The following is a 12,384-nucleotide window of genomic DNA, read 5'->3' as shown; positions in this document are numbered from 1 at the left end:
ACAGCGCCATCCGCCAGTCATGCGCGCTGGCATGCGGGGCGTCCTTGCCGACGGTGAAGGTCAGATGCCGCAGGATGCTGGCCTGAAGGATATTGGGGGTCACGCTAAGATCGGTCACGGTCTTGTCCAGCAAGGTCTTCTCCAGGGAAAGCCTAAGCGCCGGTGGACGGCGGTCAAGCCAGCTTTCGATTGCGGCGCCGTATCAGGATTCGCTGCGCCGCACGAGTCACGTCAGCTTTTGTTACCGCAAACATCGCTTCCTTGTAGGGGTTTTAAAGCGATTTGGAAACTGGCAGGCGGACGATTTTGCGCGGCGTCAGGCAACCTTGCCACATGGCGTGCGCGCAGACCTTGACGCGGGCGCGAAGCTCTGGGCCAATCACGGCACGAGAGGACGTTTTCATGACCACACTTTCCGTTCCCGATATGAGCTGCAACCACTGCAAGGCCACGGTCGAGGCCGCGCTCGGCGCCGTGCCCGAAGCCGGTGCCGTCACCGTCGACCTGACCAATCGCAAGGTCGAGGTTGCAGGCCCCGCGCCCGCCGCCGCCCTGATCCAGGCGCTGGACAAGGCGGGCTATCCGGCAACGCTCGCCTGAAGCGGAACGACGCTTGCCGAATGGCCACGCCGGAGGTGGTCCAAGAATTTTCTGGAAAATTCTTGGACTTGCACTGTCCCGGGGGCGGTGTTCACCGTTCTACAGGCTCGGCCCCGGTTCGATCTTGCTGCCGTCGCTGAAGCGCGACAGGCGGAAGCGGGTCAGGTCGTGCCCGGTCGGCCGGCCCGTCACCAGATCCGCCACCACCCGCCCCATGCCCGGCCCGATGCCGAACCCATGCCCGCTCATCCCCGTGGCGATGGTCAGGCCGGAAATGGGCGCATGATCCACCACCGGCACCACATCGGGGATCGTATCGATCATCCCCGCCCAGGCCGTCTTCAGCTTCGGGCGACCCAGCGCGGGGAAGGCTTTCGCGAAACTGTCCTGCACCTCGGCCAGAGTCTGCATGTTCGGGGCGGGGTTCAGGATGCGCTGGCGTTCGAACGGGCTCTCGCGGTCCAGCGCCCAGCGGCGCGGCGTGCTCCAGGCGTCGGGAAAGCCCTTCGGGGCCATCAGGCGGAAATTGGTGGAGCGGAAATCCTTTTTCAGCACAGGCAGATAGACGCCAAAGCTCGCGAAGGCATCCCGCCCGATGAAGAAGTCATGCCGCGCGCCGGGGGCAATCGAATATCCCCCGTCCGCCCGGCGGCGGAAGGCGAAGTCGTCATCGGCGGCATTGCCCGCGAAGACCTCCGGCATCGGCTCGGTCGCCGCGACCGAGGCCAGCACCGAAAGCTGCGGGATGCGGATGCCGTGCCGGCCCAGGAACAGCCGGGACCAGGCCCCCGCGGCCACAACCACATGGTCGCAGGCCACCCGCCCCGCCTCCGTCACCACCCCGGCGACCCGGCCCGCCGCAAGGTCCAGCCCCCTGACCGCGCAGGCCTCGCGGATCACCACGCCCTTTTCCTCTGCCGCTGCCGCCAGCGCCGGGACTGCCGCCCAGGGTTCGGCCCGCGCATCGGACGCCGTGAACAGCCCGCCCTTCCACGGCGCCGCCGCCCCCTTCAGCATCGCCATGGTCTCGCCCGCCGTCAGGAGCCGCGTGTCCAGCTGATGCGCGCGGGAATGTTCGGTCCAGGCCTCGAAACCCGCGATCTCGGCCTCGGTCTTCGCCATGTACAGGACACCGGTCTGCCGGAAGCCCAGCACGTCGCCCATCTCTGCCGCCAGCCGCTTCCAGATCGCCAGGCTTTCGACCATGATCGGCAGCTCGCCCGGGTCCCGGCCCTGCTGGCGCACCCAGCCCCAGTTGCGGCTGGACTGTTCCCCCGCGATCCGGCCCTTTTCGCACAGGACCACCGACAGGCCCCTCTCGCGCAGAAACCAGGCCGTCATCACCCCGATCACGCCGCCGCCGATCACCACCACATCGGCACGTGGCGGCAAGGCGGCCCCGAACCGCACCGGCGAGGCCTCGGAAATCGGAAAGCTCATCCCAGTCGCTCCAGAAGACGCTCCATGAACCGCTGGCCAGCAAGGAACTCGGAAACCTCCAGATATTCATCCGGCTGGTGCGCCTGGGCGATGTCGCCCGGCCCGACCACCACCGCCGAATAGCCCGCGTCCTGGAACTGCCCGGCCTCGGTGCCATAGGACACGACGCCCGTCTCGTTCTCGCCGGTCAGCGACCGCGCCAGCGCCTCCGCCGCCCCGTCGACCTCGGGCCGCAGCGGCGAGACATTGAAGAACCGCTCCAGCGTCACCCCCGCCTCGGGACGCCGCGCCTTCAGCGCCCGGTCCAGCACCTCCGCCGCCCCTCGGAACGCCCCGGCATGAGCCTCGATGTCGTCGTCCGGCACGCAGCGCATCTCCACGGCGAAGCGGCAGTCGGCGGCGGTGATGTTGTCCGCCGTCCCGCCCTGGATGCGCCCGATGTGCAGCGTCGTGAACGGCGGGTGGAACCGCCCCCCCACCGCCCCGCGCGAGCGCGCCTGGATTTCGTCGTTCCGGTCGTTGACCCAACTGATCAGCCGCGCCCCCTCCATGATCGCCGACACCCCTTCGGGCAGAAGCGAGCTATGCACCTCATAGCCCTTCACATGCACCGCATAGCCCGTGCCGCCCTTGTGCCCGGTGATCACCTTCATCCGCGACGGCTCGCCGATCAGCGCGACCTCGCCCTTCGGCACCACCTGCTGCATCGTCTCGATCATCGGCGGCGCGCCGGTGCAGCCCACCTCCTCGTCATAGGACAAGGCCAGCTGCAACGGCTGCGCCACCCCGCGCCTCTGCGCCTCGACCACCGCCCAGACCGCCAGCGCGACATAGCCCTTCATGTCGCAGGTCCCGCGCCCGTAAAGCCGCCCGTCCCGCTCCTCCACCACCCAGGGATCCGAGGTCCAGGCCTGCCCATCCACCGGCACCACGTCGGAATGGCCCGACAGCACCACCGCCCCTTCGACCCAAGGCCCGGCATGGGCGATCAGCGCCGCCTTCTGCCGGTCCTCGTTCCAGTGCCGGAAGCACTTCACCCCCTGCCCCGCAAGGTAGCCTTGCAGCCAGTCGACCAGCGCCAGGTTCGAGTCGCGGCTGACTGTCGGAAAACTGACCAGGTGATCCAGAATCTGACGCGGCGTCAGCACATCCATCGCGGTTTCCCTTGCGAGAGCTACATCTGGTAGCCAGCCTGTCTCCCGGACTTGCGCAAGTCAATATCTGGCAGATTGGCGCGCAGGCCGGTCGATCTGCCGGGGAAACGCTGTGGAATCGCACCGCAAATCAGGATTGATAGAAGGCCAAGAATCGGGAAGAGTTGACGGAACGGCCCGCAAAGGGCTGCAAGGCTGAAAAATCAGCCAATGATAACAAGACATAAGAACGTCGCGGGGAGAACTGAATGGCCGAACCGGCCGCGCCCGTCCTTGATGTCAGGGACCTCAAGACCGTTTTCCGCACCCGTGGCGGCGAAATCCACGCCGTGAATGACGTGAGCTTCCACCTCATGCCGGGCGAACTTCTGGGTGTGGTGGGCGAAAGCGGTTCGGGCAAGTCCGTCACCATGATGTCGCTGCTGCGGCTCCTGCCCGCGCCGCCAGCCGATATCCGCTCCGGCAAGGTGCTCTTGAACGGCAGGGATCTGCTGGCGATGACCGGCGACCAGCTGCGCGCGGTCCGCGGCGCCAAGATCGGCTTCGTCTTCCAGGACCCGATGACCTCGCTGAACCCGGTCTTCACGCTGGGCAACCAGATCATGGAACCGCTGATCAAGCACATGCGCATGTCCCGGACCCAGGCCGAGACCCGCGCGGTCGAGCTTCTGGAACTGGTCGGCATTCCTGACGCGCGGCGCCGTCTCTACCAGTATCCGCACCAGTTTTCCGGCGGGATGCGGCAGCGGGTGATGATCGCCATCGCGCTGGCCTGCGACCCCGACGTGCTGATCGCGGATGAGCCCACCACCGCGCTCGACGTCACCATCCAGGCGCAGATCCTGGAGCTGGTGAAGGATCTGCGCCGCAAGCTCGGCATGGCGATCATCTGGATCACCCATGACCTCGGCGTCATCGCCGGGATCGCCGACCGGGTGATGGTGATGTATGGCGGCCAGATCGTCGAACACGCCCCGGTGAGGGAGCTTTTCGCCAACCCGCAGCACCCCTATACCCGCGCCCTTCTGCAGGCGATCCCGCGCATCACCGGGCCCCGCGACGCGCGCCTCAAGGTGATCGAGGGCCAGCCGCCGATCCTGACCGGCGCGCTCGACGCCTGCCCGTTCCGCGCCCGCTGCGAATACCGCTTCGACACCTGTGATGCCGTCAACCCGGCCCGCCGCGCGATCGATGGCCAGCCCGTCGGTCTTGGCCATGATGTCGCCTGCCACTGGCACGCTCCCGCAAGACAGGAGCCCGCCCATGCTTGACGCCGCGCCCGCGCCGCTTGTCCAGGTCCAGAACCTGAAGATGCATTTCCCGATCTACACCGGGATCTTCCGCAAGCATACCGGCGACGTGAAGGCGGTGGACGGGGTCTCCTTCGACATCATGGCCGGTCAGACCCTGGGCCTTGTCGGCGAATCCGGTTGCGGAAAGTCGACCGTGGGCCGCGCCATGCTGCGGCTTTACGAGCCCACCGCAGGCCGCGTGGTGATCGACGGCGACGATGTGGCGCATCTGGCACCAGAGGCGCTCCGCCGCAAGCGCCCGACGATGCAGATGGTCTTCCAGGACCCGCAGGCCAGCCTCAACCCCCGCATGAGTCTCGCCGAGATCGTCAGCGAACCTCTGGACGAACACACCGACTGGACCCGCGAGCAGAAGCTGGAACGCGTCTACGAGCTGATGGATCAGGTCGGCCTCAACCGCCGGTTCGTGAACCGCTTCCCGCATGAATTTTCCGGCGGCCAGCGCCAGCGCATCGGCATCGCCCGCGCGCTGGCCCTGAAACCGCGCTTCATCGTCTGCGACGAGCCGATCGCCGCGCTGGACGTCTCGATCCAGGCACAGGTCGTCAATCTCTTGGAGGATTTGCAGGAAAAGCTGGGGCTCACCTATCTCTTCATCAGCCACGACCTCAGCATGGTCCGCCACCTCGCCCAGAAGGTCGCGGTCATGTATCTGGGCCGCATCGCCGAGCTTTCCCCCTCGAAAGACCTCTACGCGAAGCCCCTGCACCCCTATGCCGAGGCGCTGCTCTCTGCGGTGAACGAGCCCGATCCCGAGCTTGCCGCCCGCCGCAACCGCATCATCCTGAAAGGCGACGTGCCCTCCCCGGCGAACCCGCCCAAGGGCTGCAACTTCTGCACCCGCTGCCCCAAGGTGATGAGCGTCTGCCTGACCGTGAAACCCGACCTTCTGGAGGTCGAGCCCGACCGCCTGGTCGCCTGCCATCTCTATACCGTCGCCGGATCAACCGGCGCATCCGAGGTTCCAGAGCACAAGAAACAGACGCGTAACCAACAAGGAGAGACCCGATGAAAATGAGAACCGCCCTTCTGGGCGCAGCCGCCGTGATGGGGATGGCCCCCGCGGCCTTTGCCGAACGCGGCACCGACGGCGAGGTGAAGCTCACCTTCCCGCAAGCCGTGTCGATCATGAACCCCTATCTCTCGGGCGGGACCAAGGACGTCTACGCCTCCTCTCTGGTGCTGGAGCCGCTGGCGGGCCTCGACCCCGAGGGCGTGCTGGTGCCGAAGCTCGTCACCGAAATCCCGACGGTGGAAAACGGCGGCATCTCGGCCGACATGACCTCGATCACCTGGAAGCTCCTCCCCGACCTGAAATGGTCGGACGGCAGCGCCGTCACCGCCGATGACGCGGTCTTCACCTGGCAGTATTGCACCCACCCCGAAGGCGGTTGCGCCCAGGCCACCAAGTTCGAAGGCGTGAAATCGGTCGAGGCTGTCGATCCCTCGACGATCAAGGTCACCTTCACCGCCGCTAAGGCCAACCCCTACACCGCCTTCGTCAGCGCGCTTTCCCCGGTCCTGCAGAAGGCGCAGTTCGAGGCCTGCCTCGGCGCGGCGGCCCCCACCTGCACCGACGCCAACAACATGCCGGTCGGCACCGGCGCGTTCAAGGTGACCGGCTTCACCGTCAATGACACCGTGTCGATGGCCGCGAACGAGAACTACCGCGACCCGGCCAAGCCCGCCTTCGCGACCGCCGTGATCAAGGGCGGCGGCGATGCCGAAGGCTCGGCCCGCGCGGTGATGGAGACGGGCGAGTTCGACTATGCCTGGAACACCCAGATCCCGCCCGAAACCCAGGCCTCGATGACCGCCGCCGGCAAGGGCCAGTTCGTCGTCGCCTTCGGCACCCTGGTCGAGCGGCTGGAAATGAACACCACCGACCCCGACCCCGCCCTGCCGGAAGGCGAGCGCTCGACTGCCAAGCACCCCCACCCGATCCTGTCGGACATCAAGGTGCGCACCGCGCTGTCCAAGGCCATCGACCGCTCGATCCTGGTCGAGGTCGGCTATGGCGAGGGCGGCAAGCCCACCTGCAACGTCATCCCGGCCCCCGAGGCCTGGGCCTCGGACAACGAGGGCTGCATCGCGCAGGACATGGAAGGCGCCAAGGCGCTGCTGGACGAGGCCGGCTGGAAGGATACCGACGGCGACGGCATCCGCGACAAGGACGGCAAGAAGCTGCACATCCTGTACCAGTCCACCGTCAACCCGATCCGCCAGGACTTCCAGGCGCTGATCAAGGACTGGTGGACCGAGCTTGGCGTCGAGGTGGAGCTGAAGGCCATCGACCCGGGCGTCTTCTTCGGCGGTGACCCGGGCTCGCCCGATACCTTCCAGAAGTTCTACGCCGATGTCGAGATGTATGCCAACAACTCCGACAGCCCGGACGCGGAGGTCTACCTCGGCCAGTACCAGTGCAAGAACGCCCCCAGCCCGGAAACCCAGTGGCAGGGCGAGAACATCAACCGCTTCTGCACGCCCGAGTATGACGCGCTCTTCGCCGAGCTTGGCGGGGTGACCGACATCGCGAAGCGGCAGGAGATCGCCAAGAAGCTGAACGACATGGTGACGAAGGACTCCATGATCGTCGTTCCGCTGGTCCATCGCGGCACGCTCTCGGCGCATTCCAACGCGCTCGGCGGCGTCGTGATCAACGCCTGGGACTCGGAGTTCTGGAACGTCGCGGACTGGTTCCGCGTGAAGTGACCTGACCTCTCGGGGCCGGAGCGATCCGGCCCCGCACCCTCTCCTCCGATCAGGGGCGCAAGAGCCGCATGCTCACCTTCACGCTACGCAGGCTTCTGCTGGCCATCCCGACGCTCCTGGTCATCAGCCTGGTGATCTTCCTGCTGGTCGATCTCGCCCCCGGCTCGCCCATGTCCGAGATTCCGCTGACCGTGCCCCCCGAGGTCCGCAAGAAGATGATCGAGGCGCTCGGCGCCGACCAGCCGGTCTTCGTGCGCTATGTCCTCTGGCTGCGCCAGTTCTTCTGGGTCGAGCCCGCCACCCTTTTCGACGGCTGGTTCGGCACCCACCTGGCCGAGGGCGAGCAGCGCATCCTGTCCTGGCAGTCGCGCAGCCCGGTCTTCACCATCATCGGCCAGCGTCTGCCCCAGACGATGACCGTGATCGGCACCGCCTATCTCGTCGGCATCCTGATCGCCCTGCCCATCGGCATCTATTCCGCCTACCGCCAGTATTCGATCTTCGACCAGGGCGGCACGCTCTTCGCCATGCTGGGCTTTTCCGTCCCGACCTTCTTCTCCGGCACCCTCTTCATCATCATCTTCGCGGTCTGGCTCGGCTGGTTCCCCACGAAATACGACACCACGCTTTCGGTGACGGACTGGCAGAGCTTCCTCAAGCAGGCCAAGCAGATGGCCCTGCCCGTGATGACCCTTGGCCTCGCCAACGCTGCCACGATCAGCCGCTACATGCGCTCCTCCATGCTCGACAACATGACGCAGGACTATGTCCGCACCGCCCGCGCCAAGGGGATGACCGAACGCATCGTCGTCCTGAAACACGTCCTGCGGAATTCGCTGATCCCCGTCGTCACCGTCATCGCGCTCGGCATCCCCTCGATCTTCGGCGGCGCGATCATCACCGAGAACCTCTTCGGCGTGAACGGCATCGGCGCCGCGCTGATCGGCGCGATCCATGCCAACGACCTGCCGATGGTCCAGACGCTCGCCTTCATCTTCGCCGTGCTGATCGTGCTCTTCAACCTGATCGCCGACCTGCTCTACGGCCTCCTCGATCCCCGGATCCGCTATGACTGACACAACCTCCGCCCCGCCCCGGCCCTCCAGCCCCCGCCACGAGATCTGGCAGCAGTTCCGCACCCACAAGGGCGCGCTCTTCGGTCTGATCGTGATCGGCCTGCTGATCTTCGCCGTGCTGATCGGCCCCTATCTCTGGGTGCCGGAGAAGCTGACGGTCGCCCAGGCGATCAAGCTGAAGAACCAGGGGCCCTCCCTGCGCTTCCCCCTGGGGACCGACCAGCTTGGCCGCGACATGCTGGGCCGGATGCTGCTGGCAGGCCGGGTCTCCCTGGCCGTGGGCCTCGTCGCCATGGTGATCGCCATCGTCTTCGGCACGTTCGTCGGCACCATGGCGGGCTATTTCCGCCGCCTCGACGGCCTCCTGATGCGGCTCACCGACATGTTCCTCGCACTGCCGGTGATCCCGCTTCTTCTCGTCATGGTGATGCTCTTCCGCGACCGCCTCGCCGGGGTTCTCGGCCCCGAGCTTGGCGCCTTCACTCTGATCGTCTTCGCCATCGGCATCACCTCCTGGATGGCCACCGCCCGCATCGTCCGGGGCGAGGTGCTGACCCTGAAGGAACGCGAATATGTGCTGGCGGCCCGCTCCATCGGCGCGCGACCGAACCGGATCATCCGCCGTCACATCCTGCCGAACGTGGTCTCGCCGGTCATGGTCGCCGCCACCCTGGGCGTGGCCGAGGCGATCATCACCGAATCCGTGCTGAGCTTCTTCGGGCTCGGCTTCCCGCCCGACTTCCCGACATGGGGGCGCCTTCTCTATGACGGGCTGCAATACATGCAGGTCTACCCCGAGCGGGTGATCTGGCCGGGCGTGGCGATCTCGCTGACCGTGCTTTCGGTGAACTACATCGGCGACGGCTTGCGCGACGCGCTCGATCCCCGCATCCGCGGCCGCTGACGCTCGTCGTCGCCTTCGGCGCTCCTTGGCCCCGGTCCCCGGCGACGAGAAGCCGAAGGCGCACGAGGAGCGGTCCTTCAGTGCAGCCGGTTCCGTATCCGGCGCACCATCAGCCAGACGCCCAGCACAACGACCGGCACCAGCCCCGCCAGCAGCGCCTCCGGCCCGATGTGCAGCGCATGGGCCGCGGGTTTCAAGAGATAGCCGCCAAGGCTGACCGCATAATAGCTGATCGCCACCACCGACAGCCCCTCGACCGTGTGCTGAAGCCGCAAGGCCAGATCGGCCCGCCGGTCCATGCTTTCCAAGAGCCGCTGGTTCTGCGCCGACCGTTCCACGTCGACCCGCGTCCGCAACAGTTCCGCCGCCCGCTCGGCCCGCTCCGCCATCGCCTTCAACCGGCTCTCCGCCGATTTCACCGTCCGCATCGCCGGGTCATAGCGCCGCATCATGAACTCGCCAAAGGTCTGGCGGCCCTGGATGCGCATCTCGCGCAAGACCTCGATCCGCTGGTTGACGATGGCCTCATAGGCCGCCGTCGCCCCGAAGCGGAACGAGAACTGCACCGCCAGGCTCTCCAACTCGGCCGAGATCGTCAGAAGCTGGTGCAGCGCCGCCTCGGGCGCGGGCTCGGCATCGTCGAGGCTCGAGACCAGCGCGGAAAGCTTCGGGTCCAGCGCGTTCAGCCGCGCCGACAGCTCGCGCGACCGCATCAGCCCCAGCATCGACATCGCCCGGTAGGTCTCGATCTCGCACAGCCGCTGCACGATCCGTCCCACCCGGCGCGGACCGGTCCCCGGCGCGACGAAGACCGCAAACCGCATATGCCCCGCAGGGTCGATGCGGAAATCCCCCGCCACCGCCGCCGCCCCGTCGACGACGCGGGCCACGGCCAGGCTCTCCGGCACGAACCACTCGTCCAGCCGCGCAAGCAGATCGTCGTCGCTCGCAGGCATCGGCTCCACCCGGATCAGGACCGAGGTCAGCCGCTTGCCCGGCGCGGCCGCCAGCCAGTCCTCCGGCAGCACCTCCGCCTCCGCCGAATCGAAGGGCCGGACCGACACGCCCGGCGAGAAGGCGGTATAGGTGACGAACTCGGTATGGCTCTCCCATTTCAGCTCGGCCCGTCCGACAGGCCCCTGGAAATGCGTCGCCCCCGGCTGCGGATGCGCGCTGCCGTGCCGGTCCAGAAGCGCCAGGAGATGCGCCAGATCCTTGGCCCGGTCCCGGTTCTGCGCCTGCTCAGGCTCCTTGATCGCGACATAAACCGCGGTCGAGGGCACCTCCAGCGACGGGAAGGGCCGCGCGTGCAGCTCGTTCACCATGGCATAGCGCAGGGGATGGTCGTGGGTCGGCATCGGGCGTCTCGGCGGCTGTTGGCCGAGAGGTAAGACGCTGCCGCGCGGCTTTCCAGAGGAATACCGGCATACAAGGGTATGCCGCCGCTCTGTTGCCCAATCGCCGATCCTTCACAGACGGATCGGAGGCCGACTGCTCAATCGGGCGGCAAAGCGCGTCTGCAGGCAGGGATTAACAAACTCCTAACGCCCGCAGCCAAGCCATTGAAATTGCACGTCTCCCAAAACTGCCCACGCGCGGGCAGCCAAAGGGGGTGGCAGGGCGGGCGCTACCCCACCCCGCCCGGTTTTCACTCGATCATCGGCAGCAGGCTGTCGATGCTCTTCTTCGCGTCCCCGTAGAACATCCGGGTGTTCTCCTTGTAGAAGAGCGGGTTCTCGATCCCGGAATACCCCGTCCCCTGCCCCCGCTTCGACACGAAGACCTGCTTCGCCTTCCAGCACTCCAGCACCGGCATCCCCGCGATGGGCGAGTTCGGATCCTCCTGCGCCGCGGGGTTCACGATGTCGTTCGACCCGATCACGATGGCGACGTCGGTCTCCGGGAAGTCCTCGTTGATCTCGTCCATCTCCAAGACGATGTCATACGGCACCTTCGCCTCGGCCAGAAGCACGTTCATATGCCCCGGCAGACGGCCTGCAACGGGGTGGATCGCGAAGCGCACATTCTTGCCCTTTGCCCGCAGCTTCCGGGTCAGTTCGCTGACCGACTGCTGCGCCTGCGCCACCGCCATCCCGTAGCCCGGAATGATGATGATGCTGTCCGCATCGTTCAGCGCCGCCGCCACCCCTTCCGCGTCGATGGCGATCTGCTCGCCGGTGACTTCCATCGCCGGACCCGTCGTCCCGCCGAAGCCGCCCAGGATCACGCTGATGAAGCTCCGGTTCATCGCCTTGCACATGATGTAGCTCAGGATCGCCCCCGAGGAACCCACCAGCGCGCCGACGACGATCAGGAGGTCATTGGACAGCGAGAAGCCGATCGCCGCCGCCGCCCAGCCGGAATAGCTGTTCAGCATCGACACCACGACCGGCATGTCCGCCCCGCCGATCCCCATGATCAGGTGGTAGCCGATGAAGAAGGCCGCCACGGTCATGCCGATCAACGCCAGCGTGGACCCCGATTGCAGGTAGACGACCAGCAGCGCCAGCGAGATGATCGCCGCCGCCGCGTTCAGAAGATGTCCGCCCGGCAGCTTCTTCGCCTTGCCGTCGACCTTGCCCGCCAGCTTGCCGAAGGCGATGACCGATCCGGTGAAGGTCATCGCCCCGATGAAGACGCCAAGGAAGGTCTCGACCCGCAGGATCGACAGTTCCACCCCGGTCTTGTGCGCGATGGTCGCGGCAAAGCCGGTCAGCGCCGCCCGCGCGGCCTCGTCCATCCCGGCGATCCGCACCATCTCGATATGGGTGTTGAAGCCGATGAACACCGCCGCGAGGCCGACGAGGCTGTGCATCGCCGCCACCAGCTGCGGCATCTCGGTCATCTGCACGCGCTGCGCCACGACCCAGCCAATCGCCCCGCCGCCCGCGATCAGCAGGACCGACAGCCACCAGAGGCCGAAGCCCGGCCCGTAGAGCGTGGCCGCCACCGCCAGCGCCATGCCGACGATGCCGTACCAGACCGCGCGCTTGGCACTTTCCTGGCCCGAAAGCCCGCCCAGCGAGAGGATGAAGAGAACTGCCGCAACGACGTAAGCAGCCGTGGTAAATCCGTAAGCCATGACTGCCCCCTTACGACTTCTGGAACATGGCGAGCATCCGGCGCGTCACCATGAAGCCGCCGAAGATGTTGATCCCGGCCATGAAGACCGACAGCGCCGCGAG

11 protein-coding genes are annotated in these 12,384 nt (G+C 66.7%); 6 read left to right on the top strand and 5 right to left on the bottom strand.

Annotation, left to right across the window (positions count from 1 at the left end; all coding sequences use genetic code 11):
• The first annotated feature begins 402 nt into the window (after positions 1–402).
• A complete protein-coding gene (locus V7Q39_RS14185) occupies positions 403–600 on the top strand; it encodes a heavy-metal-associated domain-containing protein (RefSeq protein WP_333817251.1) in 198 nt (65 codons plus the stop codon).
• A 99-nt stretch (positions 601–699) separates the two neighbouring features.
• On the opposite strand, the gene V7Q39_RS14180 is transcribed toward V7Q39_RS14185, so the two are convergent.
• Positions 700–2,040 (bottom strand): NAD(P)/FAD-dependent oxidoreductase, encoded by a 1,341-nt coding sequence (locus tag V7Q39_RS14180; RefSeq protein WP_333817250.1) that lies wholly within the window; start codon positions 2,038–2,040, stop codon positions 700–702.
• Positions 2,037–3,194, bottom strand: a complete 1,158-nt coding sequence (argE, locus tag V7Q39_RS14175; RefSeq protein WP_333817249.1) for an acetylornithine deacetylase — start codon at positions 3,192–3,194, stop codon at positions 2,037–2,039. Before argE ends, V7Q39_RS14180 begins: the two co-directional genes overlap by 4 nt.
• A 248-nt stretch (positions 3,195–3,442) precedes the next feature.
• Between argE and V7Q39_RS14170 the strand changes: the two genes are divergently transcribed.
• The 5 genes from V7Q39_RS14170 to V7Q39_RS14150 all read left to right on the top strand — a co-directional run bounded on the left by V7Q39_RS14170 (position 3,443) and on the right by V7Q39_RS14150 (position 9,199).
• Positions 3,443–4,465 (top strand): ABC transporter ATP-binding protein, encoded by a 1,023-nt coding sequence (locus tag V7Q39_RS14170; protein ID WP_333817248.1) that lies wholly within the window; start codon positions 3,443–3,445, stop codon positions 4,463–4,465.
• On the top strand, positions 4,458–5,519 hold the full coding sequence (locus tag V7Q39_RS14165) for an ABC transporter ATP-binding protein (RefSeq protein ID WP_333817247.1): 1,062 nt from the start codon (positions 4,458–4,460) through the stop codon (positions 5,517–5,519). The genes V7Q39_RS14170 and V7Q39_RS14165 overlap by 8 nt, the downstream gene beginning before the upstream one ends.
• Positions 5,516–7,219: a peptide ABC transporter substrate-binding protein gene (locus tag V7Q39_RS14160; protein ID WP_333817246.1), complete on the top strand. Its 1,704-nt coding sequence runs from the start codon at positions 5,516–5,518 to the stop codon at positions 7,217–7,219. Before V7Q39_RS14165 ends, V7Q39_RS14160 begins: the two co-directional genes overlap by 4 nt.
• Before the next feature lie 68 nt (positions 7,220–7,287).
• Positions 7,288–8,295, top strand: a complete 1,008-nt coding sequence (locus V7Q39_RS14155; RefSeq protein WP_333817245.1) for an ABC transporter permease — start codon at positions 7,288–7,290, stop codon at positions 8,293–8,295.
• Positions 8,288–9,199 (top strand): ABC transporter permease, encoded by a 912-nt coding sequence (locus V7Q39_RS14150; RefSeq protein WP_333817244.1) that lies wholly within the window; start codon positions 8,288–8,290, stop codon positions 9,197–9,199. Before V7Q39_RS14155 ends, V7Q39_RS14150 begins: the two co-directional genes overlap by 8 nt.
• 77 nt (positions 9,200–9,276) lie before the next feature.
• Here V7Q39_RS14150 and V7Q39_RS14145 read toward each other — a convergent pair whose 3' ends face one another.
• The 3 genes from V7Q39_RS14145 to V7Q39_RS14135 form a co-directional block, all read right to left on the bottom strand.
• The gene (locus V7Q39_RS14145; RefSeq protein ID WP_333817243.1) at positions 9,277–10,557 is read right to left on the bottom strand and encodes a DUF3422 family protein; all 1,281 of its coding nucleotides are present in this window, start codon (positions 10,555–10,557) and stop codon (positions 9,277–9,279) included.
• A gap of 290 nt (positions 10,558–10,847) precedes the next feature.
• Positions 10,848–12,281, bottom strand: coding sequence for an NAD(P)(+) transhydrogenase (Re/Si-specific) subunit beta (locus V7Q39_RS14140; RefSeq protein WP_333817242.1), 1,434 nt, complete (start codon positions 12,279–12,281; stop codon positions 10,848–10,850).
• A gap of 10 nt (positions 12,282–12,291) precedes the next feature.
• Positions 12,292–12,384 (bottom strand): proton-translocating transhydrogenase family protein (locus tag V7Q39_RS14135; RefSeq protein WP_333817252.1); only part of this gene is annotated, 93 nt, incomplete at its 5' end.

It is taken from the genome of Tabrizicola sp. (assembly GCF_036781545.1).
GTDB lineage: Bacteria > Pseudomonadota > Alphaproteobacteria > Rhodobacterales > Rhodobacteraceae > Tabrizicola.
The sequence above is the reverse complement of the archived record's forward strand: the minus strand, read 5'-3'. Positions and strand labels throughout refer to the sequence as shown.